This is a genomic window from Mesorhizobium sp. B2-3-5 (assembly GCF_006442395.1).
Taxonomy (GTDB): domain Bacteria; phylum Pseudomonadota; class Alphaproteobacteria; order Rhizobiales; family Rhizobiaceae; genus Mesorhizobium.
This window is the reverse complement of sequence record NZ_VFVX01000002.1, coordinates 251,375-274,523: the sequence shown is the minus strand read 5'-3', so window position 1 is coordinate 274,523 and position 23,149 is coordinate 251,375. Positions and strand designations below refer to the sequence as shown.

The window sequence follows — 23,149 nt, the reverse complement described above, 5'->3', positions numbered from 1 at the left end:
CACCCCTCAAATCACCGATTGCGCTTGATTTTCTCCGGCGACGCCAGTGAAATGGCGTCACAGGGGAGTTTGCGATTGGCAGCGTTCGATGAAATGCTTCCGGAGGTCTCCGGACTTAGAAGACCGTATTCGGCTTATGACCGCTGGCTGAAGGAGCAGGATCCAGCCAGGCTAACCGAGAAGATGCAGGACGCCGAGCGCGTTTTTCGCAAAACCGGCATCACCTTCGCCGTCTATGGCGAGCAGGAAGCCTCGGAACGGCTCATTCCTTTCGACATCGTTCCACGCATCATTTCCGGCCAGGAATGGCGGCGCCTGACCCAGGGCATCGAACAGCGCGTGCAGGCGCTGAACGCCTTCCTCGACGATATCTATCATCGCCAGGAGATCCTGCGCGCCGGCCGTGTCCCCAAGGACCTGATCGCCAGGAACGAGGCTTTCCTGCCGGAGATGATCGGCGTGAGGCCGCCGGCCGGCGTCTACACGCACATCATCGGCGTCGATATCGTGCGCATCAGCGAGGACGAGTTCTACGTTCTGGAGGATAATGCGCGCACCCCGTCCGGTGTCTCCTACATGCTGGAGAACCGCGAGACGATGATGCAGTTGTTTCCCGAGCTGTTCCAGAAGATCAAGGTGCGGCCGGTGGAGAACTACCCGCAACTGCTGCGCCAGTCGCTGGCGGCGGTTCGCCCCCAGAGCACCAAGGGAGTGCCGACCATCGCGGTGCTGACGCCTGGCAGCTACAATTCCGCCTATTTCGAGCACGCCTTCCTGGCCGACCAGATGGGTGTTCAACTGGTCGAGGGCCAGGATCTGCGCGTTATCGACGGCCACGTCGCGATGCGCACGACCGAAGGCTACAAGCAGATCGACGTGCTCTACCGCCGTGTGGACGATTCCTTCCTCGATCCGCTGACCTTCCGGCCGGATTCGGCTCTTGGCATACCCGGCATCATGGATGTCTACCGCGCCGGCAACATCACCATAGCCAATGCGCCGGGCACCGGCATCGCCGATGACAAGGCGATCTACTCCTACATGCCCGAGATCGTCGAATTCTACACCGGCCGCAAGGCGATCCTCGGCAACATTCCCACTTGGCGCTGTTCCGAGCCGGACAGCCTGAAATATGTGCTCGAGCACATCCACGAGCTGGTGATCAAGGAAGTCCATGGCTCCGGCGGCTATGGCATGCTGGTCGGACCGGCCGCGACCAAGCAGGAATGCGAGGACTTCGCCAAGAAGCTGGTCGCGAAGCCTTCCAACTATATTGCCCAGCCGACACTGGCGCTGTCGACCTGTCCGATCCTGACCGAGAAAGGGTTGGCGCCGCGCCATGTCGATTTGAGGCCCTATGTGCTGGTCTCCGACCGCATCCAGATCGTGCCGGGCGGGCTGACGCGGGTTGCGCTGAAGGAAGGTTCGCTGGTGGTCAATTCCTCACAAGGCGGCGGCACCAAGGATACCTGGGTGCTGGATGATTGAGCGAGTAGGGAATAGTGAGTAGGGAATAGTGAGTAGTGAGTAGTGAGTAGTATTGAATAGTCAGCTGTTGGGGGAAGCGCATGCCACATTCTATTGAGATTCAACCACTCACTACTCACTACTCACTACTTCCTATTTGTTCACTATTCCCTACTCGCTAGCCCGAAGGGCCGCTTCCCATGCTTCTCGGCCGCACCGCCAACGGGCTCTACTGGATGAACCGCTACATCGAGCGGGCGGAAAACATGGCAAGGTTGGTCGATGCCGGCTTGCGTATGGCGCTGACGCGCACCCAAAGTGCATCGGAGGAATGGAATTCGGTGCTGCTCAGTGCTGGCTCCGACGTCGTTTTCAAGCAGAAATATTCGGACTATACGGCGGCCAATGTCGCCGATTTCCTGCTGCGCGACACGTCGAACCCGTCGAGCACGATGGCGTCGATCGAGACGGCCCGCAACAATGCGCGCATGGTGCGCACCGCGCTGACGCGCGAGACATGGGAAAGCATCAACGAAGCCTGGATGGCGCTGAAGCGGATGCTGGCGAGGCCAATCGACGAGCGTGATCTGCCCAGCGTACTCGACGCCATCAAGCGCGAGACGGCGCTGATCCGCGGCTCGTTCTACGGCACCATGCTGCGCAACGAGATCTTCGACTTCTCGCAGCTCGGCACCTATGTCGAGCGTGCCGACAATACGGCGCGCATCCTCGACGTGAAATACTACGTGCTTCTGCCGTCGATCTCCTGGGTTGGCTCGACACTCGACAACTACCAATGGGAATCGATCCTGCGCTCGGTGTCGGCGCATCGCTCCTACCGCTGGGTCTATGACGCCGACTACAAACCGACCAACATTGCCGATTACCTGATCCTCAACGTCCGCATGCCGCGATCGCTGACCTTCTGCTACCGCTTCCTGGCGGAGCATCTGAAGTTTCTCGGCGACGACTATGGCGAGCGCCATGCCTGCCATGCAACGGCGGAGAAAACGCAGGCGATGCTGAGGGCAGGGTCGATCAAGGACATTTTCGATACCGGCCTGCACGAATTCCTGGCCAATTTCATCCGCGACAACACCAGGCTCGGCGATGAGATCGCACAGGACTACAGGTTTAATTGACCATGTTGCCCAACCGAAGGACCGCGTTAGCGAAAAATGGTTGCCGGTTTTCGGGCAAGTTCATGCATTCAAACGGACGATAGCCATGCGGCTGAAAATCTCTCACCGGACCGAATACCGCTATGATGCGCCCGTTCAATACCTGCTGCAGCGGCTGAGGCTGCTGCCGGTAAGCGGGCCGACACAAACGGTGCTGTCCTGGGCGTTGAAAGTCGACGGCGCGCGCGAGGAGGTGAGATTTACCGACCACTATGGCAACGACAACAGGTTGTTGAGCGTCGAGGGCGACCACGACTTCATCACGGTCGAGGCCTCGGGCGAGGTGGTGACGCGCGACACATCAGGGGTCAGCGGACCGCATCAGGGCTTCGCGCCACTCTGGTTGTTCGCGCAGGAGACGCCTTTGACCACCATAGGCAGCGGCATCCGTGGTCTTGCAGAAGCGGCCGGTACGGGCACCGATATCGAGAGGCTGCATCGGCTGATGGCAATCATAGGCGAGCGCGTCGCCTACACGCCGGGCACCACCAATGCGGCGACCCCGGCTGAAGAGGCCCTCGCGCTAAAAACCGGGGTTTGCCAGGACCATAGCCACATCTTTGCCGCCGCCGCGCGCGCCATGGGTTTTCCGTCCCGCTATGTCAGCGGCTATTTGATGATGGAGGAGGCTGTCGAGCAGGCGGCAAGCCATGCCTGGGCCGAAGCGCATGTTCCAGGCCTCGGCTGGGTTGCCTTCGATCCCGCCAATGGTATTTCTCCCGACGAGCGCTATGTGAAGGTGGCCACCGGCCGTGACTATCGTGACGCCTCGCCGGTGTCGGGAATTCGGCTGGGGCAGGCGGAAGAACAGCTTGCGGTCACCGTCACGGTAGAGCAGTAATCCCTCAGGATTCGCCGCTCAAGCAATTCCAGGAAAAGTGTGAAACGGTTTTCCGTCCGGAATTGCGTCACTCTAGAAGAGATTCCATGACCTATTGCGTCGGCCTGAAGATCGATCGCGGGCTTGTGTTCATGTCGGACACGCGCACCAATGCCGGTATGGATTCGATCTCGACTTTCAAGAAGATGCATGTCTGGGAACAGCCGGGCGAGCGCGTCATCGTGCTGATGTCCGCCGGCAATCTGGCGACGACACAGGCCGTGGTCAGCCTCCTCGAGGAGCGCACCAAGGCCGTGGCGGACCGCCATACCACGCTGCTCGAAACACCGTCGATGTATCAGACGGTGCGGCTGGTCGGCGACACGGTCAAGGAGGTGATCGCCCATTCGTCGCCTGTCGGCGAGAAGGCCGATTCCTATTTCAATGCCTCTTTCATCCTGGGTGGGCAGATCAAGGGCAGCCCGCCACGGTTGTTCATGATCTATCCGGAAGGCAATTTCATCGAATCGACCGACGACACTCCATTCTTCCAGATCGGCGAGACCAAATACGGCAAGCCGATCATCATCCGCGCCTATGAGCGGACGATGAGTCTTGCCGAGACCGTGAAGCTGCTTCTGGTCTCATTTGATTCGACGCTGAAGTCGAACCTGTCGGTTGGTTTGCCGCTCGACCTTCTGTTCCTGGAGAAGGATGCTTTCCAGGTCGGGCTGAAGAAACGGATCAGTCAGGACGACCAATATTACCGCGCCATTTCCGAAGGCTGGTCCAATGCGTTGAAGTCAGCCTTTGCCAGCCTGCCGGACTTTCCGGGATAGTGCTGCCACCAGGCCTCTCGCAGGTTGCTCCAGCGTATTTAACATGTTAATTAAATGGACGGCTGGGGCAATTTAATTAAATGGACGGCTGGGGCAACCAGCCTGCTCGCCGGCTGTTGGGAGAAAAGCATGGACAATGAGGAGTTCCGCGACTGGTCGAGGCGAGCCGCCGACTGGGGCGCCGACTATCGCGCCAGCCTGCGCGACCGGCCGGTGCGGCCAGCGATTGCCCCGGGCAAGATATTCAGGAGCATCGAAGCCTCTCCACCCGAAGCTTCGGAGCCGATGGACACGATCTTCGCCGATTTCGAAGCGAAGATCGTGCCCGGCATGACGCATTGGCAGCATCCGCGCTTCTTCGCCTACTTTCCGGCCAACGCCGCGCCGGTCTCGGTGGTGGCCGAGTATCTGGTTTCGGCGATGGCCGCGCAATGCATGCTCTGGCAGACCTCTCCGGCGGCAACCGAGCTTGAAACGCGCACCGTCGACTGGATGCGCCAAGCGCTCGGCCTGCCGGAAGGGTTCTCCGGCGTGATCCAGGATTCGGCCTCGTCGGCGACGCTCAACGCGGTGCTGACCATGCGCGAGCGGGCGCTGGACTGGCAGGGCAACAAGAAGGGACTGGCCGGGCAGGCGCGGTTGCGCATCTATTCCTCCGACCAGGTGCACACGTCGGTCGACCGCGCAATATGGGTTGCCGGTATCGGCGAGGACAATCTTGTCCGCATCCCGGTGGCAGGTCGCTTTCGCGCAATGGACACCGCAGCTCTTGAAGCGGCGATCGTCGCCGACAGGAATGCGGGCCTGCTGCCGGCGGGCATCATCGCCTGTGTTGGCGGCACAAGCACTGGCGGCACCGACGACATCTCCGGCGTAGCCGCCGTCGCCAGGCGGCATGGCCTTTACCTTCATGTCGATGCCGCATGGGCCGGGTCGGCGATGATCTGTCCGGAGTACCGGCACTTCTGGACAGGTATCGAAGGTGCGGATTCGATCGTCTTCAATCCGCACAAATGGCTGGGCGCGCAGTTCGACTGTTCGATCCAGTTCCTGCGCGACCCGGAAAGCCATGTCAGGACGCTGGCCATCAAGCCGGACTATTTGAAGACCCATGGCCACGACGGCGTCATCAACTATTCCGAATGGTCAGTGCCGCTCGGCCGACGCTTCCGTGCCCTGAAACTGTGGTTCCTGTTGCGTGCGCATGGGCTGGAAAACCTGCGCGCCATGATCCGCAACCATGTCGCCTGGAGCGAAGGCCTTGCCGCCCGGCTGGCCGGGGAGGCTGATTTCGAGATCGTCAGCCAACCGATGCTGTCGCTGTTTTCGTTCCGGCACAAGCCGGCCTCAAGCGCCGATGACGATGAGCACAATCTGCGGCTGGTCAATGCGATCAACGATGATGGCCGAATCTATCTGACGCAGACGCGGGTCGATGGGCGGGTGGCAATTCGCTTCCAGGTCGGGCAGTTCGAAGCGACCGCTGAAGATGTCGATGTGGCTTTTGCCGTCATCAGGGAAATCGCGCGCGGCATGGCCTGATCCGGCCCGGGCGAGGTTGCGTTCCCGCCTGCATCCGCACGCAGCCAATTTCCGTTGGCCGGCTCACGCCTTTTCACTGCTTTCGTTTTCAGCTATAGACAAGAAAAACGAAAAGGGGAGCTAACCCGATGTATCTGTCGCCGCGCCATGCCGAGATCGTCCAGATGGCGAAGGACCATGGACGCGTGCTGGTCGACGATCTGGCCACGCATTTCAACGTGACTCCGCAGACCATACGCAAGGACCTCAACGATTTGTGCGACCAGCGGCTGCTTTCGCGCATCCATGGTGGCGCGTTGTTCCCGTCCGGCATCGAGAACATGGAGTATGAGGCCAGGCGCAAGATCGCCGCCGAAGAGAAGGAATCGATCGGCCGTGCCGCGGCCAGGCTGATCCCCGACAACGCCTCCCTGTTCATCAACATCGGCACAACGACGGAGGCGGTCAGCAAGGCCTTGCTCGATCACAACGGCTTGATGGTGATAACCAATAACATCAATGTTGCCAATAGGATGCGTATCTATCCCTCGATCGAGGTTGTGATTGCCGGTGGCGTGGTCCGCGGCTCGGACGGCGGCGTCGTCGGTGAGGCGGCGGTCGACTTCATCAGGCAATTCAAGGTCGACTATGCTGTCATCGGCGCCTCGGCCATCGACCATGACGGCGCGTTGCTCGACTTCGATTTTCGCGAAGTGAAGGTGGCGCAGGCGATCATCGCCAATGCCAGGCACGTCATCCTGGTATCCGACCAGACCAAGTTCGAACGAACCGCGCCGGTGCGCATCGGCCATCTGTCGCAGGTCAACACTTTCATCACCGACCGCTGCGATATCCCGTCGGTGCGCAAGATCTGCCAGGAGGCCGAGGTTCAGCTAATCGAGACGGCACTCGGCTGAAAAGCGGCACTGCCATCGCCAGGGCTCTGCGATATTTCGTTTGACATTCGTTATCGGTTCGAAATAATTCCGCCACGGTTTCGCTAAATGCCCAGAAGGTGCAGTGCGAAATCGTGGAGGGCTTTGTGGACGCATCTTCAATCCGTGACATCTTCGTCATAGGTGGCGGCATCAACGGCTGCGGCATTGCCCGTGATGCCGTCGGGCGCGGGTTTTCGGTCTTTCTGGCCGAGATGAACGACCTTGCCAGCGGAACCTCCTCCGGCTCGACCAAGCTGATCCATGGCGGCCTGCGCTACCTCGAATTCTACGAATTCCGCCTGGTGCGCGAGGCGCTGATGGAGCGCGAGGTTCTGTGGAAGAACGCGCCGCACATCATCTGGCCGATGCGCTTCGTGCTGCCCTATGCCAAGGGCCTGCGTCCCGCGTGGCTGATCAGGCTCGGCCTGTTCCTCTACGACCACATTGGCGGGCGCAAATTGCTGCCAGCGACCAGGACACTCGACATGGCGAGCGATCCGGCGGCCAAACCTCTGAAACCATTGTTCAAAAAGGCTTTCGAATATTCAGACGGCTGGGTCAATGATGCGCGCCTGGTGGCGCTCAACGCACGCGATGCCGCCGATCGCGGCGCGACGATCCGGACCCGCACGAAGGTGGTCGGAGCCCGTCGTGAAGGCGGCATGTGGGTGATCAAGATCGAGAACCAGCAGACCGGCGATACCGAGGAGATCAGGGCCCGATTGCTGGTCAATGCCGCCGGACCGTGGGTCGACCACGTGCTCTCCGACGTCGTCGGCCTCAACGATGTGCACAATGTCCGTCTCGTGCAGGGCAGCCATATCGTCATCGCCAAGAAATTCGACGATCCGCGCGCTTATTTTTTCCAGAACAAGGATGGCCGCGTCATTTTCGCCATTCCGTACGAGGAAGAGTTCACGCTGGTCGGCACCACCGACCAGGACTATCCCGGCGATCCGCACGACGTGAAGATCAGCGATGCCGAGATCGACTATCTCTGCGCCGCGGCCAGCGAATATTTCGCCCAGCCTGTCAAGCGCTCGGACATCGTCTGGACCTATTCGGCCGTGCGTCCGCTCTATGATGACGGTGCCTCCAAGGCGCAGGAAGCAACGCGCGACTATGTGCTGAAGGCCGATGGCGGCGAGGGGGCCGCGCCGATCGTTAATGCCTTCGGCGGCAAGATCACCACCTACCGCCGGCTGTCGGAATCGATGCTGGAGAAGATCGAGGGATTCCTCGGCAAGCGCGGCAAGCCATGGACCGCCAACGCCCCCTTGCCGGGCGGCGACTTCCCGGCCACCGGGTTCGACGCGCAAGTGGCGAAGCTGAAGGCCGCCTATCCGTTCCTCGACGCGCGCCTCGCTCGCCGCCTGACCCGGCTTTACGGGACGCGCGCTCAGGTTCTGCTCGGCTTGGCAAAGTCGAACGCCGAGCTCGGCCGCTATTTCGGCGGCGACCTCTACGAGGCCGAGGTGCGCTATCTCGTTGAAAACGAATGGGCGGTCACATCGGAAGATGTGCTGTGGCGCCGGACCAAGCGCGGCCTGCATCTCAACCGCGAGCAGGTCGCGGCACTCGATGAATTCATGAGCGATCTAAGCCGGCGGCATGTAGCCGCTGCCTGAACGAAAAGGTTTTGACTCGAGAGCTGGCAGAAACAGAAACGATCCTATGCGGGCGCTCGCGCCCGTGTGAAATTGGGGGAGGCGGCATGTTGCCCGTCTCCCTTCTTTATATCAAGCGGAGGACGTTTGAATGAGCGGTTTTGTGCTGGCAATCGACCAGGGCACGACATCAACCCGGGCAATTCTGTTCGATGGCCAGATGAAGGTCGTGGGCACCGGCCAGCAGGAATTCACCCAGCACTATCCGGCATCCGGTTGGGTCGAGCATGATCCGGAAGAAATCTGGGCAACCGTCGTGACGACCGTGAAGGCCGCGCTGAACAGCGCCGGCCGGGATGCGTCCGAGGTGGCCGCGATCGGCATCACCAACCAGCGCGAGACCGTCGTCATCTGGGACAAGGCGACCGGCAAGTCGGTCCACAACGCCGTCGTATGGCAGGACCGGCGCACCGCGCCGCTTTGCCAGAAGCTGAAGAAGCGGGGATTGGAAGAGAAATTCACGCGCAAGACAGGGTTGCTGCTCGATCCCTATTTCTCCGGCACCAAGATCGCTTGGATGCTCGACAAGGTGAGGGGCGCAAGGCGGCGCGCCGAGAAAGGCGAATTGCTGGCCGGCACCATCGACTGCTTCCTGATCTGGCGGCTGACCGGCGGCAAGGTCCATGCCACCGACGCCACCAACGCCTCGCGCACGCTTGTCTACAACATCGCTGAGAATATTTGGGACGATGAACTGCTTTCGATCCTGCGCATTCCCGCCGCGATGCTGCCCGAAGTGAAGGATTGCGCCGATGACTATGGATTCACGGATAAAAGCCTGTTTGGCGCCGAGATAGGAATCCTCGGTGTCGCCGGCGACCAGCATGCCGCGACCATCGGCCAGGCCTGCTTTGAGCCAGGCATGATGAAATCCACCTATGGCACAGGCTGCTTCGCGCTGCTCAACACCGGCGGCGATCTGGTGCGTTCAAGGAACCGGCTGCTGACCACCATTGCCTATCGGCTGAACGGCAAGACGACCTATGCGCTGGAAGGCTCGATCTTCATAGCCGGGGCCGCCGTGCAATGGTTGCGCGACGGCATCAAGGTGATCGGCAAGGCCGAGCAGAGCGGCAAACTGGCTGCAGAGGCCGATCCGACGCAGAACGTCTATCTGGTGCCGGCCTTCGTCGGATTGGGCGCGCCGCATTGGGACGCGGAGGCGCGCGGCGCCATTTTTGGGCTGACCCGCAATTCCGGCCCGGCGGAATTCGCCCGCGCGGCGCTCGAATCCGTCGCCTACCAGACCCGCGACCTGCTGGACGCCATGCACAAGGACTGGAAAGGCGCCGCAGCCACGGTGCTTCGCGTGGATGGCGGCATGGTGGCGTCGGACTGGACGATGCAGCGCCTGGCCGACATACTCGACGCGCCGGTCGACCGCCCGACCATACTGGAGACGACCGCGCTGGGTGCGGCCTGGCTCGCCGGCTCGAAGGCAGGCGTGTGGCCCAAGGCGAAGGAATTCGCCAAGACCTGGGCGCTCGACCGGCGATTCAAACCGGACATGGACGTCGCCACACGATCCGCCAAACTGGCAGGCTGGCGCGATGCCGTGCGCAGGACGCTGAGCTCGCAATAAGGGACATGGGCGGATTGATGTGGGGGAAATGAAGCCAGATTGGTATTCTGATTGGCGCGACGAGGCCTTCGAACAGCTGAAGGTCAAGAACGAGCGCCTGCACAAGGATTTCCGCCTCGGCACCTGGCCGCGCTATGACTACGACCTGAAAACTGGGAAGCTCCTGTTCTCGGAGGAAGGAACGGTCAAGGTCGTTGCCGAGATCCAGATCGCGGGCACCACGAGCGCCAAGGCAAACAACTGGCTCTGGGCCTGGGCAAACCTAAATTTGCCTGGCGAACTCCTCGGCGACGCAACGCTGGTTCGGTCCTTCGGGGAGAAGAATGGCATAGACGAACTGGCCCAGGCCTATGTGACGGATGGGAACGACGACCTTGAACCGCTCGGTTGGGAACTGACCGGAGCAATGGTGCGGATTTGCAATGCCCTTGGCGCCTATCGCTCTCCGAGCGGCGAAAGCGGTGGACTGTATCTGATCATCAAAAGTATCGGTTGGGCCAATTGATTCGGTCTACGATTTCAACACCATGGGAAACCCCGCGCCTTTCCGGCGCGGGGTTAAAGAGACTCGTCAGCAGTCCTTGCTAACTCCAATCAGTAGGGGGAGCGGCACTCCCGGCGAGGACCATTGTTCGGCTGGAAAGTATTGTCCGAGGCGCGGTAACTCCGGTAATGGTCGTAGCACCACTGCACGTGGGCATCGCCTTCGTAAACGCGATTGTTCTCGCTGTTGACAATCGCGCCAGTGATCAGCGCGCCGGTGGCGAAGGCCGCGAGCGGGAACCAGTAGTCGCCATGGCGGCGATAGCCGCGATGATATTCACGATAGCCGCGATGGCCATTCCAATACATGTCGCCGTTGCGAGCAAAGCTGCGATTACGCGAGAAACTGCGATTGAACGGACGGTTTCGCCTCCATTCCTGATATTGCACCGTCTGCACGTCCGGCGTTGCGATCTTGGGCAGGGGCACGTAGGTCGGCTGGGCGTTGGCCGGCACGGCCTCCGCAGCAATGAATGTGGCTGAGAGGGCGACAGCAAGAAGGCCCGATTTGACTCTGCTCATGGTATTCTCCTCGAGGGTTTTGCGAACGTCCCTGTCGACGGGAAACGAACGTCGCACGCGATTTGTTCCGCGGGAGGCGGGCAGGGTGAAGATCGTGGCCCACTCCTGACGTGCTGCCCGCCCGACCGGTACCAGCAGGCAAAGGGGGTCGCGATTTAGGGCGAAGAAGCGGCTGCCGAGCCGTCTTTTCCGGTTGACCGGTCGCGGCACTCTCCCTATGTTCCGCGCAATTTCGGGGGCGGCCTTTTCGAGCCCGCGGGAGCGCGTAGCTCAGCCGGTAGAGCAACTGACTTTTAATCAGTAGGTCATGGGTTCGAATCCCATCGCGCTCACCATCGCTCAACGTCACATGCCGGCGCTTGATTCGCCATGAACCGTTGCGGCACAAGGTGATCGACCGCTCAGCCGCTTTGCGACAAATGAACGTGCAGAACGGCGGCTTTCTTTGCAATCAGTCCTTCCAAATCCGCGTCCGACCGTTTGGTGCCGGTACGTTCCCGCAGCAGCGAGATCACCGCTTTCATAGAAAGCTGGGCCGTCTGACCGCTCAGGATGGCATCCACCGCGCCGGCAACATCCGGGGTCTCCGTTGGTGCTCGCATGATCGGCTCCTTTCTGTTCAGGTCGGCCTCGGTGCCGGCGGGTCCCCTGACGCCGCGGTCGAAGAAGACGGGCAGGCCGTTCTTGACGGCGAGGGCGGCGACCATATCATCGAGCTTGCGGTCGGAGAGTGCCGGGTCCGAAGGAGCGGGTTTCAGGATTCTACGGATCACTCGGGCAGCCTGGTCCGTCGACACAAAACCAAAACGCCGTTTTCTGGCCTCGACATATTGTTCGATGATCATGCTCAGACGTCGGGCTGCAACATCCTTCGGTTCCTGCACCTGGGCCTCCTTGGCTGCCATGCGTGCGATCTCGGCAGCACAAACAGGAAATAGGGCGGCTTGATCGAACATCAAACAGGGGAATTGGCCATCATTCGCCCCCATCTTCTCGTAAGACAGGAACGATCCCGCGCCTGAAGCATTTCGCTCTATGACCAGCTCATTGAGGGAACGCCGGGCCATGAAGATTGCCCATGTCGCACCGCTTTACGAATCCGTGCCGCCAAGGCTCTATGGCGGCACCGAGCGTATCATCTCCTACCTTACCGAGGCTCTCGTCGACCTTGGTCATAGCGTGACCCTGTTCGCCAGCGGCGATACGAAGACCTCCGCCAATCTGGTGCCATGCCGCGAACGGGCGCTTCGTCTCGATCCCCGTCCGCTGAAATCCGAGATAGCGGCGCATTTGTCGATGCTCGACGAGGTGCGCAAACGGGTCGACGATTTTGACGTCATTCATTTTCATCTCAGCCATTTCCTGCATTTCCCGTTTTTCCGCGACATGCCGCAACGCACCGTGACGACGCCACATGGCAGGCTGGATTACGCCGACCTCCCGCAAGCCTACGATCGGTTCCCGCGGTTTCCGATGATTTCGATATCCCGCAGTCAGCGAGCGCGGTTCGCATCCGCGAACTGGCTGGCCACGATCCATCACGGGCTGCCGGTCGAGCTCTATGAGCCCGATTTCGAGGCAGGATCGGATGGCTCCTATCTTGCCTTTCTCGGCCGGATGTCACGTGACAAGCGACCGGATCGGGCGATCGAGATCGCCCGCCGTACCGGCCTGAAACTCAAGCTCGCGGCCAAGATCGGTGATGGCGACCGCGCCTATTTCGAGGAAGTCGTCCAACCGATGATCGATGGCGACCGGGTCGAATATGTCGGCGAGATCGGCGAGGACCAGAAGAGCAGGTTTCTTGGCAATGCGGCAGCCTTGCTGTTTCCCATCGATTGGCCCGAGCCCTTCGGCCTTGCGGTGATCGAGGCCATGGCCTGCGGAACCCCTGTGATGGCCTGGAGTTGCGGCGCCATGCCCGAGATCATCGATCATGGGGTCAGCGGCTTCGTCGTCGAAACCATTGAAGATGCTGTGGCGACGATGCCGGCTCTCCTCCAACTCGACAGGCGGCGAATAAGAGCGGTTTTCGAGAGGCGGTTTTCAGCCGACAGAATGGCCAGGGATTATGTCGCGGCCTATTCCCGGGTGAGCAACGGCCATCAGCAAAGCAGAGCCTCCTAGGCCCCCTTCACCCGTTCGGAAACCCAACACGGGGACAGTCTTCTTGACCATCATCCAACTCGACGAACGCAAGCTTGATCCGGCGATAGCGCTGGCTTCACTCGATGAAACCGCACCCAGGGAGCCGCACCGGCTCTTCGCGCTCAAGCATGGCGATTGCTTTGCCGTCGCCGATGCCTATGGCGACATCCGTGGTGTCGGCGACGGGTTCTTCCGCGATGACACGCGCGTGCTTTCGGAATTTCGCCTCGCGATCGGCGGCCGTTCGACATCCCTTCTTGGTGCGTCGCTCAGCCAGGACAACGTCCTGTTCACCACCAATCTCACCAATCTGCCGATCGAAACCCTTGGTGGCCGGCCCATTGCGCAAGGCGCCATTCACATCGAGCGCGTCAGGCTGCTGTGGCAGGACCGCCTCTATGAGCGGCTGACGCTGTCGAACTACGGCCGGGAGCATTCCACCATCCTGCTTTCGCTTCGCTTTGCCGCCGATTTCCGCGACATGTTCGAAGTTCGTGGATCGACGCGGCCGAAGCGGGGCACCTCACATACGGCCGAGGTTGGCCGGAGCTCCGTGATGCTTCGCTACGAGGGGCTGGACAAGGTCGAGCGCAAATCGGCGATATCGTTTTCGCAAGTGCCCGACGAACTGACCTCGGAACGAGCGGACTTCCTCATCGCCGTCACCAAGCGCAGCCGCAAGACGCTGTATGTCGAGGTTGGCACCGACGCCAGGGATACGCCCGAACGTGAGCGGTTTCGCGCTGCGGCCGCCCGCGCTCGTTTCGGCATGCGCGCCAAGCGTCGCCACGGCGCTACGCTGCACAGCTCCGGCAGGGTGTTCAACGACTGGATCGAACGGGCGCGTGCCGACGTGGCGCTGCTCACCACGGAACTGGCGACAGGTCCCTATCCCTATGCCGGCATTCCATGGTTCTCGACGGCCTTTGGCAGGGACGGGGTGATCTCCGCGCTGCAAATGCTGTGGCTCAACCCCGGTCTGGCGCGCGGCGTGCTCGCCTTTCTGGCGCAACACCAGGCAACCGAAACCTCGCCCTTCAGCGACTCCCAGCCCGGCAAGATCATGCACGAAACGCGCAAGGGCGAGATGACGGCGCTCAGCGAACTTCCGTTCGGCCGCTACTATGGCGGTGTCGACACCACGCCGCTCTATGTCCATCTTGCCTGTGCCTATGCTGACCGCACCGGCGACACGGACTTCATCGATGGCCTGTGGCCGTCGCTGTGCGCCGCCGCCGAATGGATCGAAGCCGCGAGCCAGCCGACAGGATTTGTCACCTACCTTCGTGCGGCGGAATCGGGCCTAGCCAACCAGGGTTGGAAGGACAGTTTCGATTCCATTTTCCACGCCGACGGTCGCATCCCGAAAGGGCCGATCGCGCTGGTCGAGGTCCAGGGTTACGTTTTCGCGGCGTTCCAGGGGTTGGCGAAGCTGGCTCGGCTGCGCGGCGAAGACGAGAAGGCCGAAGGTTGGGAGAGGCGCGCTCAGGAAATCCGTCAGCGGGTCGAAAGCCATTTCTGGGTGGAGGAGCTTGGCTACTATGCGCTGGCCCTGGACGGCGACGGCCAGCCTTGCAAGGTGCGCACGTCCAATGCCGGACACCTGCTTTATGTCGGCCTTCCCGACCCGGATCGCGCGCGGATCGTCGCTGACCAATTGCTGTCGGCTTCATTCCACACAGGCTGGGGACTGCGCACGCTGGCGGATGACGCGATCTTCTTCAATCCGATGTCGTACCACAATGGCTCCATCTGGCCACACGACACCGCGATCTGTGCGGCAGGCCTTGCGCGATACGGCATCCGCGACAGCGTGGTGCGGCTAATGAGCGGTACATTCGAATCCGCCGTCCATTTCAACATGCGGCTGCCTGAACTGTTCTGCGGTTTCACCCGCGCACCTGGCGAGGCGCCGATCGCTTATCCGGTCGCGTGCTTGCCGCAGGCCTGGTCGGCAGGCTCGGCCTTCATGCTCATGCAGGCGTGTCTCGGCCTTCAGATCGACGGCTGGACCGGCGAAATCCAGGTGACACGGCCGCGCTTGCCAATAGGCATCGACAATCTGGTGGTCCGCCATCTCGCGGTCGCGGGTGTTGCTGTCGATCTGACATTTCAGCGGGTAGGGGACCGCGTTGGCGCCTTCCTGGCCGATCGCCATGAGGGGCTGGTGCCTCTCGTGGTCAGAAGCTGAAAACATCGGAACCATCGCGCGCCGCGAACGTTGGACCCCCGCACGATGGGTGCCGGAACTCCAGTCGGCGAGGCCAGCTGCGGCATCCCATTAAAAGGTAATCGACTTCAAATGCCCGACAACACTTCGTACCTGGTCGCTCCTTCATCCGCTTTGTGGCTCCTTGTCCTTGTAGCTGTCGGCATCCTGATCATCGCGCGGGCGACCATGACGTTGCGGGCGAAGAGGGGCAGGAAGCTTGCCGCCGTGGCGGTTGAGCCGGCTCGCGGTCCCTTGCCGGAATTCGCGAAGAATGGGCAGTCCGCCGCCGCCGCGCTGGTGCAGTGGTCACCCGAAACGCTACGTCACATATTGGCGACGGAACTTCCCGATGCCCAGGTGATCGTCGTGTCAAATCGGGAGCCGTATATCCACAACCGCAAGGGAGAGGACATACAGTTGGTCGTACCCGCCAGCGGCCTTGTCTCTGCCCTGGAGCCGATTACCCGTGCCTGTGCAGGCACGTGGATCGCCTATGGCGGTGGGTCGGCCGACACGCTTGTGGTCGACAAAAATGACAGGGTCGAGGTACCGCCGGAAAACCCTTCCTACACATTGCGTCGTGTGTGGCTCAGCGAGGAAGAACAGCAAGGCTATTATCTCGGCTTTGCCAATGAGGGCCTCTGGCCGCTGTGCCATATCGCCTTCACCCGGCCAATATTCCGCGCCTCTGATTGGGAGTCCTACGAGGCGGTCAACCGCAAATTCGCCGACACCGTTGTCGCGGAAGCCCGCAACGAGCGGCCCATAGTGCTGGTCCAGGACTACCATTTCGCGTTGTTGCCGCGGATGATCCGGGAGCGCCTGCCGGAGGCGATCATCATCACCTTCTGGCACATTCCATGGCCGAATTCGGAGGTGTTCAGCATCTGCCCGTGGCGCGAGAAGATTCTCGAAGGCCTGCTCGGCAGTTCAATTGTCGGCTTTCACACCCAGTTCCATTGCAACAACTTCATCGACAGTGTCGACCGCTTCCTCGAGAGCAGGATCGAGCGGGAGGATTCGGCCATCTCCTACGGTGGCCAGGTCAGCCTGGTTCACGCGTATCCGATTTCGATCGAATGGCCACCGGTGCAACTCGGCAAATTGCCTGACGTGGCACAATGCCGCCAGCGTGTTCGTGAGAGATTCGGACTGGCTGAAAATATCAGACTGTGCGTGGGCGTTGAACGTCTCGACTACACCAAGGGTATCCTTGATCGCTTCAACGCGCTCGATGAACTGTTGAAACTCCATCCCGAATGGATCGGCAAGGTGGCGTTCCTGCAGATCGCCGCGCCCAGCCGCGGAAGCTTGCCTGCTTATCAGCAGTTGCATGAAGAGTGCCTGCGTCAGGCAGAGGATCTCAACCAGCGCTATGGTCGCGAGGGTTACACGCCCGTCGTGATGGTGACGGAACACCACTCACAACAACAGGTCTACGAGCTCTATCGCGCCGCTGATGTTTGCATGGTCACAAGCCTGCATGACGGCATGAACCTGGTCGCGAAGGAATTTGTCGCGGCGCGCGACGACGAACAGGGTGTCCTGCTGCTCAGTATGTTCGCTGGAGCTTCCAAGGAGTTGCTTGAGGCGCTGATCGTCAATCCCTACGACGCGGCGATGATGGGCGACGTCTTGCTTCAGGCTTTGACCATGTCGCAAGAGGAGCAGCGCCAGCGCATGCAGCGTATGCGTGAGGTCGTTCGCGACAACAATGTCTATCGATGGGCAGGCAGCATGCTGCTCGACGCCGCGCGCTTGCGCAAACGTATTGAAATCGATCGCGCCGTCGGTGCCGCTCCGGTGGCTCCACGTAACGTGATATCGTTGCTCGACCGCAAGCGGGTGGCGGCTCTGTGATGTCGATACTTCCGAACCTGCCCGCGCCTGACGTTCCCCAAGGGCCATGGGCCTTGTTCCTGGACATCGACGGCACGCTTCTTGAACATGCCGCGCATCCTGACGCAGTGGTCGTCAATGACGCGTTGCGCATGCTGTTGGCAAGACTTGAAACGCAATTGGACGGAGCGTTGGCGTTTATCACGGGACGGTCGATTGCCGCTGTCGACCATCTCTTTCAGCCCCTTCGATTGCGCGCCGCCGGGCTTTACGGTCTCGAGCACAGGCTCGCTCGTGACGGTCCGGTCGAGGCGGCGGGCGAGCGGGCCGACATTGCAGCACTTGCCGGAGAAATCGAAGCGGAACTGGCCAGCGCTGATGTCTATATCGAACGCAAGGGACCGATCCTGGCCATTCATACACGCGCGGCGCCGCACTTGCTTCAGCGTGCGACACAGTTGGTCGAACAGGCATTGGAGAGGCTGCCCGCGGGATATCGGGTGCTGGCTGGCAATGCAGGGGTCGAGCTGATGCCGCTGGAGGCGGCCAAAGGAGCGGCGATCAGGCGCTTCATGGCGGAGCCAGCTTTCAAGGAACGATGCCCGGTGTTTCTTGGCGACGACACATCCGATGAGAACGGATTCGAAACCGTCAATGAGATGAACGGCATATCGATCCGTATTAAACCGCAAGGCCAAACCGCGGCGCGCCACAAACTGGCCGACGTCGGCGAGGTTCTTGCCTGGTTGGACACTCTGTGCCTAGGCAGATTCCGCGCGACGGTCCAACCCTAAGCAGTTTGCAGGAGTTGATCGATGGCTCAGTTCACCAGCCTGATTCAGGAAATCATCCCGAACTGGCTTCGCCGCCGCTCACACAAATCGGGCGCCACTTTCGAGCCACCGCGTTCCGAAGACGCCGACGCGGTGTGGCGCAAGGTGGTGGAGAAAGATCTGTTCGGTGCGAATACATCCGACTATGCCGAGACCGAGGAAGAGAGCAGGGGGAAGCACTGACGTCTCGTCCGATCTTTCGAAATCAGCGCGATGCACTCACTGGTGTTTCCGTTTCCGGCCGCTATCAGACCACTTCAGACATCAGCTGCTGCGCAATCGGCTGCACATTTTCTCGATAGGTGATGGATCTCTCGTAAAGCTTTCTCGCCACCCGCTCCTTGCCTATCCGCTCCCATTCAGGCGTCCAGTGGGTGTTCCAATCGAAATTCTGCGCGATGAGAATCTCCCTGTCGAAACATTGAGGATCGCGATCCAGAATCTGGCGGGCTTCATCGGCAAGTGGCGTATAGGCTTGCACTGCAGCTATCTTTCTGGCGCGGGCAGCAGCATCCAGTTGAATTTCCACCTCGACAACGCCAGGCACGTTGGGAACCGCAGCGGAACAAAGGTGCTTGCGACCCGGTCTCGCACCGCGCAGCCAGACATTGAGGACATTGCCAAATACGTGGGCCAGATCGTGGATTGGATTGTAGCCGTCAACTGCGTCGGAAACGACTTGAACGTCCTGACAATCCATCAAATCGAGCCGGATTCTCCTGAGCACGTCGGCAAAGAAGCCCGTATCCGTGCTCAACAACGCCTTGTACCACGCGGCGTCAGGAGTTTCTCCAAAGATCGCTCCGGCGGTCGCGCCGGCGGCGTCCACCACCTCACGTGAGAACTGGGTTCGAGCCGCGTTGCGTCCGCCCGAGCCATCCGTGAGAAGGTAGATTCGCGGCCTGTTGAGCTCAAGCCAGTGGTGGATTCTAAGCTCATGTCCCGGATGTGCGAGGATTAGCACATGTTGCAACTTTTCAGGCACGGCATCGCTCCACTCAAGCTTCGGCGCGCGATCCCACCCCGTGGATATCGCTGAAACACGCTGCGCCAGAATCCCATGCAATGACTGGCGTAGGCACCGCGCTGGTGCCACATGGAAACTTGTTTGGTCGACAGCTTCGAACTAAGAAACGCTGCCTAGCTAGCACCTGTTGTCTTCGTCGCCAACGCAAAACAGGCAAGGAGGCAGCCTTTGCGGATACTCATTACCAACCTGTCGGTGTCGCAAAACAGCGGCTCCGAATCCGTTGTCGAATTGCTGGCCGACGGACTTCGCGGCGCGGGTCACCAAACCATGCTGCTCGCGCCAACGCTTGGCGACATGGCTGATAGACTCCGCATCCGTGGACACCAGGTCGTGGACCGGATCGCCGAGATCGTCGAAAGGCCCGATGTAATCCACGCCCAGCACCTGACCCCATGCCTGACCGCGCTGGCAAGGTTTCCTGACGTGCCAGCCGTCTTTTCATGTCACAGTGCCGTCTTCGAGGTCGAAACTCCAATGCCTCACCCTCAGATCCGCCGCTGGATCGCGGTCGACGAGGCGTGCAAGGTAAGGTGCCTGTCGCGCGGTGTGCCGGCAGACAAACTGGATCTCGTCTTCAACGCGGTCGACCTCGAACGTTTCAGGCAAAGACCTTCTCTGCCCGCGAGGCCGAAGCGGGGGCTGTTGCTGACCAAGAATTTCGAGCACCAGCAGGCGGTGCGTGAAGCCTGCGCCAAAAGCGGCATTCAGCTTGATGAGCTGGGGCCTGCCACAGGCCGGTATTCATATCAGCTCGAAAAGGATTTGCCGCAATACGATATCGTGTTTGCGACCGCCCGCATGGCCATCGAGGCGGCCGCCGTCGGATGCTCGGTTGTGGTTTGCGACGCTCGTGGCTTCGCCGGCCTGCTTGACACGGAAAACATGACAGCATGGCGGCGTATGAACCTCGGCGTCGGTCTTCTGACCAGGCCGACCACTGTTGACAACCTTTTGCAAGCGATCTCGAAATTCGACGCCGACGATGCGGCAGCCGTTTGCATTTATTTTCGGAAGGTTGCAGGTGTGGCCTACTTTGTCGAGGAACATCTTCGAATTTATAATCAGGCTATCCAGGAACATGGCGCCACGACCGCGGACGAACGATCGCTCGCTACAGCCTGCTGGATCGAAGAAATCGGCGTTTCAGCTACGCATCGCAAATGGTTCCAGATTGCCAAGGAGCTGCACGGGGTGGCGGATCCACTCCGTCAGACCGCCTTGCTGGAATTACTGCGATCAAATACGGAAATCCTAAAGAGGAGTGCTGTGGCGTGGACGGACCTTGGTGGCCAGATCAATACGATTAGACTTGATACTGCCCAAATCCATTCGGTCTCTGATGCTTCCGTTTCGCTCGTTACCGTAAGCCAAGTTACCTTGGAAAGATTATCTCGAATCGAGCATAGTTTGGAAATCATTGCGGAATTCGTAAGCAAGGTAAAGCTGCTGTACAACGGCCTGCTTCCCTTGTTTCTTCGAAAAATACTTCTCAAGGCGCGAGGAAAAATTTGAAAATAACGAACGGAATTCGAGGTTATGCAATTTGTACGTCGCCAAGGTCGGGAAGCAACTTCTTTTGTCAGCATCTCAGTAGCACCGGGGCGCTCGGGCATCCACTTGAATACTTCAATTGGAGGGCTCGTCGATTTTTTGATCATCCAAACTTTCCGGAACGTGTGAGCGGTCAGATCGAGAAAATTCTCACCATGGGCGCGACATCCAATCGCATTTATGGCCTGAAAATCTTTGCGCACCAGCATGATTGGATTTCAGGCGAAATCGACTGGACCGATGCGCTTCCGAATCTTCACTTTGTGTATCTTTCCAGACGAGACCTTCTCCAGCAGGCGGTATCTTGGGCGAAAGCCATCCAAACAGGGCAGTACCGATCGACGCAACCGCCAAACCAAACAGCGGTTTTTGATCCCGAACTGATTCAGAGGCAACTCGATGCCCTGGTTCGGGAAAGGGCGCGTTGGGAGATGTTTTATGCGCGAACTGGAATACAGCCCCTGAGAATCGAATACGAGCCACTCGTCGCCGACCCGCTAGATGCGGTCAGCGAAGTGGCCAATATGATGGGTGTCAAATTGCAACCCACGCAAGATTTCAGCAGGGTCGTGATCCAGAAACAGCGAGATTTGATCAGCCAAGAATGGGCCGATCGCTTCAAGATGGAACGCGGCAATCGAAATATATTGGATATCGTGTAATGCCTAGAGCCGTCACAAGAGTACTGGAGGTTTCGCAGAACGGCACGGCTTCAGGGATCCCCGAAAACCAGTGAAACATGGCCGCCCGCATGACGTTCGAGCCGGCCGGCGAGATCGAGTTCCAGAAGCACCATGAAAACCTGGGCCGGGTGGAGGCCGGTGTGACGGATGATCTCGTCGACCGACACCGGCGTCGGGCCGAGCGCTTCGATTACCTCTGCGCGGTCGCTCTCACCAGGCGGCGGTGTGGCCGAAAAATCGGGCGGGTCCTCGAACGGCGGCACATCAGGTGCCCTCATGCCGGTCAACGGCGCGATTGCCCTGGAAATATCCGATGCTTCGGTGACCAGCGTGGCGCCGTCCTTGAGCAGGCCGTTCGTGCCGGCTGCACGCGGATCGAGCGGAGAGCCGGGCACGGCAAAGACCAGGCGGCCCATTTCGCCGGCAAGCCTGGCGCTGATCAGGGATCCCGACCGCTGCGCCGCCTCGATCACCACCAGCCCAAGGGCGGCACCCGCGACGAGGCGATTGCGGCGCGGGAAATCCTGCGCACGCGGCTGCCAGCCGAATGGCATCTCGGAGATGACCGCGCCATGTTCGGCGATTTCCTCGCACAGGCCGGCATTTTCCGGCGGGTAGGGCAGGTCAAGGCCTCCGGCCAGCACACCGATCGTGCCGGTCGACAGGCTGCCCTGATGTGCCGCTGTGTCGATGCCGCGTGCCAGGCCGGAGATGATCCCATATCCATCGCGCCCAAGGTCGGCCGCCAGCATGCGCGCCATCTTGATGCCAGCCAGCGATGCGTTGCGCGCGCCGACGATGGCTACGCCTGGTAACCGGAACACGGCGGCATTGCCCTTGACCGCCAGCAGCGGTGGCGGATGGTCCATGCTGCGCAACAGCGGGGGATAATCGGCCTCACCGATGCCGACAAAGCGTGCCCCATTGCGCCGGGCTGCTTCCAGTTCGGCTTCTGCCTCGGCAACGGAAGGGATGCGGACCATCCGGTTGGCGCCACCGGAAATCATCAGTTCCGGCAGCATTTGAAGCGCGACTTCGGCCGACCCGAAGCGGTTGATCAGGTCCCGGAAGGAAGCAGGGCCGACATTCTGGGTGCGGATCAGCCGCAGCCAGCTCAGCCGCTGCCGGTCGCTGAGGCGCGGACCGGCGACCGGCTCGCTCATCCCTTGGCTCCGATCTTGCCCTCTGTGCCGGCAAGCAGGCGTGAAATGTTGGCGCGATGCTTGATAAGGACGACGATGCTCATCACCACGAACAGAGTGGCAATCTGTGGTGTGCTCAGAAAGTAGAGGGCGATCGGTACAACGACAGCAGCCGTCAATGCCGCAAGCGACGAAAAGCGGAACAGAAAAGCCGTCACTAGCCAGACGACGGCGAAGACCAGCGCCACCTGCCATGCAAGGCCGATCAGCACGCCGAGATAGGTGGCGACGCCCTTGCCGCCGCTGAAGCCCAGCCATGCCGGGAAGAGGTGGCCGAGAAAGGCGCCAAGGCCGGCCCAGACCGCTGTTTCAGGCGCGAAATGAGCAACTATCAGCACGGCGGCCGTGCCCTTCAGCGCATCGAGCAGCAAGGTCGCGGCGGCAAGTCCCTTGTTGCCGGTGCGCAGCACGTTGGTGGCGCCGATATTGCCGGAGCCGATATTGCGCACGTCCCCCAGGCCGGCGGCTCGCGTCAGCAACAGGCCGAAGGGAATCGAGCCCAGAAGGTAACCGAATACCAATGCCAGGATCAGGCCGTAAGTCATTGTTTCCCCCGCATTTCCCCCTGGCC

21 protein-coding genes and 1 tRNA gene are annotated in these 23,149 nt (G+C 60.6%); 17 read left to right on the top strand and 5 right to left on the bottom strand.

What is annotated here, in order from left to right:
• Positions 1 to 75 precede the first annotated feature (75 nt).
• From FJ958_RS04165 to FJ958_RS04125, 9 genes are all read left to right on the top strand, one after another.
• Positions 76 to 1,488, top strand: coding sequence for a circularly permuted type 2 ATP-grasp protein (locus FJ958_RS04165; RefSeq protein ID WP_181176275.1), 1,413 nt, complete (start codon positions 76 to 78; stop codon positions 1,486 to 1,488).
• A 179-nt stretch (positions 1,489 to 1,667) separates the two neighbouring features.
• Positions 1,668 to 2,609: an alpha-E domain-containing protein gene (locus FJ958_RS04160; RefSeq protein ID WP_140739788.1), complete on the top strand. Its 942-nt coding sequence runs from the start codon at positions 1,668 to 1,670 to the stop codon at positions 2,607 to 2,609.
• An 85-nt stretch (positions 2,610 to 2,694) separates the two neighbouring features.
• Entirely contained in the window at positions 2,695 to 3,489 is a 795-nt protein-coding gene (locus FJ958_RS04155) for a transglutaminase family protein (RefSeq protein WP_140739786.1), read from the top strand.
• A gap of 86 nt (positions 3,490 to 3,575) precedes the next feature.
• Positions 3,576 to 4,307 (top strand): peptidase, encoded by a 732-nt coding sequence (locus tag FJ958_RS04150; protein ID WP_140739783.1) that lies wholly within the window; start codon positions 3,576 to 3,578, stop codon positions 4,305 to 4,307.
• 129 nt (positions 4,308 to 4,436) lie between these two features.
• Positions 4,437 to 5,849, top strand: coding sequence for an aspartate aminotransferase family protein (locus tag FJ958_RS04145; protein WP_140739780.1), 1,413 nt, complete (start codon positions 4,437 to 4,439; stop codon positions 5,847 to 5,849).
• Positions 5,850 to 5,977: 128 nt separating this feature from the next.
• Positions 5,978 to 6,745, top strand: a complete 768-nt coding sequence (locus tag FJ958_RS04140) for a DeoR/GlpR family DNA-binding transcription regulator (protein WP_140739777.1) — start codon at positions 5,978 to 5,980, stop codon at positions 6,743 to 6,745.
• Between the two features lie 125 nt (positions 6,746 to 6,870).
• Complete coding sequence (glpD, locus tag FJ958_RS04135) at positions 6,871 to 8,394, top strand: glycerol-3-phosphate dehydrogenase (protein ID WP_140739774.1); 1,524 nt, start codon at positions 6,871 to 6,873, stop codon at positions 8,392 to 8,394.
• A 130-nt stretch (positions 8,395 to 8,524) separates the two neighbouring features.
• Complete coding sequence (gene glpK, locus FJ958_RS04130) at positions 8,525 to 10,015, top strand: glycerol kinase GlpK (RefSeq protein ID WP_140739772.1); 1,491 nt, start codon at positions 8,525 to 8,527, stop codon at positions 10,013 to 10,015.
• 28 nt (positions 10,016 to 10,043) lie between these two features.
• Entirely contained in the window at positions 10,044 to 10,520 is a 477-nt protein-coding gene (locus tag FJ958_RS04125; protein WP_140739969.1) for a DUF6882 domain-containing protein, read from the top strand.
• 89 nt (positions 10,521 to 10,609) lie between these two features.
• On the opposite strand, the gene FJ958_RS04120 is transcribed toward FJ958_RS04125, so the two are convergent.
• Positions 10,610 to 11,080 (bottom strand): BA14K family protein, encoded by a 471-nt coding sequence (locus FJ958_RS04120; protein WP_140739769.1) that lies wholly within the window; start codon positions 11,078 to 11,080, stop codon positions 10,610 to 10,612.
• 259 nt (positions 11,081 to 11,339) lie between these two features.
• Between FJ958_RS04120 and FJ958_RS04115 the strand changes: the two genes are divergently transcribed.
• Positions 11,340 to 11,415, top strand: a tRNA-Lys gene (locus tag FJ958_RS04115).
• Between the two features lie 66 nt (positions 11,416 to 11,481).
• Here FJ958_RS04115 and FJ958_RS31485 read toward each other — a convergent pair.
• On the bottom strand, positions 11,482 to 12,147 hold the full coding sequence (locus FJ958_RS31485) for a hypothetical protein (RefSeq protein WP_246679477.1): 666 nt from the start codon (positions 12,145 to 12,147) through the stop codon (positions 11,482 to 11,484).
• On the opposite strand from FJ958_RS31485, the gene FJ958_RS04100 reads away from it, so the two are divergent.
• The 5 genes from FJ958_RS04100 to FJ958_RS04080 all read left to right on the top strand — a co-directional run bounded on the left by FJ958_RS04100 (position 12,146) and on the right by FJ958_RS04080 (position 18,295).
• The gene (locus FJ958_RS04100) at positions 12,146 to 13,207 is read left to right on the top strand and encodes a glycosyltransferase family 4 protein (protein WP_140739766.1); all 1,062 of its coding nucleotides are present in this window, start codon (positions 12,146 to 12,148) and stop codon (positions 13,205 to 13,207) included. The genes FJ958_RS31485 and FJ958_RS04100 overlap by 2 nt on opposite strands.
• Positions 13,208 to 13,250: 43 nt before the next feature.
• Positions 13,251 to 15,419 (top strand): amylo-alpha-1,6-glucosidase, encoded by a 2,169-nt coding sequence (locus tag FJ958_RS04095; protein ID WP_181176274.1) that lies wholly within the window; start codon positions 13,251 to 13,253, stop codon positions 15,417 to 15,419.
• Positions 15,420 to 15,530: 111 nt separating this feature from the next.
• Positions 15,531 to 17,300 carry a trehalose-6-phosphate synthase gene (locus FJ958_RS04090; protein WP_140739764.1) on the top strand — a complete coding sequence of 590 codons (1,770 nt, stop codon included), beginning with the start codon at positions 15,531 to 15,533 and terminating at the stop codon, positions 17,298 to 17,300.
• Positions 17,300 to 18,073 carry a trehalose-phosphatase gene (gene otsB, locus FJ958_RS04085; RefSeq protein WP_140739761.1) on the top strand — a complete coding sequence of 258 codons (774 nt, stop codon included), beginning with the start codon at positions 17,300 to 17,302 and terminating at the stop codon, positions 18,071 to 18,073. Before FJ958_RS04090 ends, otsB begins: the two co-directional genes overlap by 1 nt.
• Positions 18,074 to 18,094: 21 nt before the next feature.
• On the top strand, positions 18,095 to 18,295 hold the full coding sequence (locus FJ958_RS04080) for a hypothetical protein (RefSeq protein WP_140739758.1): 201 nt from the start codon (positions 18,095 to 18,097) through the stop codon (positions 18,293 to 18,295).
• A gap of 64 nt (positions 18,296 to 18,359) precedes the next feature.
• Here FJ958_RS04080 and FJ958_RS04075 read toward each other — a convergent pair whose 3' ends face one another.
• Positions 18,360 to 19,097 carry a hypothetical protein gene (locus FJ958_RS04075; RefSeq protein ID WP_246676956.1) on the bottom strand — a complete coding sequence of 246 codons (738 nt, stop codon included), beginning with the start codon at positions 19,095 to 19,097 and terminating at the stop codon, positions 18,360 to 18,362.
• 210 nt (positions 19,098 to 19,307) lie between these two features.
• On the opposite strand from FJ958_RS04075, the gene FJ958_RS04070 reads away from it, so the two are divergent.
• Both FJ958_RS04070 and FJ958_RS04065 read left to right on the top strand, forming a co-directional pair.
• The gene (locus FJ958_RS04070) at positions 19,308 to 20,654 is read left to right on the top strand and encodes a glycosyltransferase (protein ID WP_140739754.1); all 1,347 of its coding nucleotides are present in this window, start codon (positions 19,308 to 19,310) and stop codon (positions 20,652 to 20,654) included.
• Positions 20,651 to 21,355, top strand: a complete 705-nt coding sequence (locus FJ958_RS04065) for a Stf0 family sulfotransferase (RefSeq protein ID WP_181176273.1) — start codon at positions 20,651 to 20,653, stop codon at positions 21,353 to 21,355. The genes FJ958_RS04070 and FJ958_RS04065 overlap by 4 nt, the downstream gene beginning before the upstream one ends.
• Positions 21,356 to 21,405: 50 nt before the next feature.
• Here FJ958_RS04065 and dprA read toward each other — a convergent pair whose 3' ends face one another.
• A complete protein-coding gene (dprA, locus tag FJ958_RS04060) occupies positions 21,406 to 22,539 on the bottom strand; it encodes a DNA-processing protein DprA (protein WP_140739749.1) in 1,134 nt (377 codons plus the stop codon).
• Positions 22,536 to 23,123 (bottom strand): glycerol-3-phosphate 1-O-acyltransferase PlsY, encoded by a 588-nt coding sequence (plsY, locus tag FJ958_RS04055; protein WP_140739746.1) that lies wholly within the window; start codon positions 23,121 to 23,123, stop codon positions 22,536 to 22,538. The genes dprA and plsY overlap by 4 nt, the downstream gene beginning before the upstream one ends.
• Positions 23,124 to 23,149 lie beyond the last annotated feature (26 nt).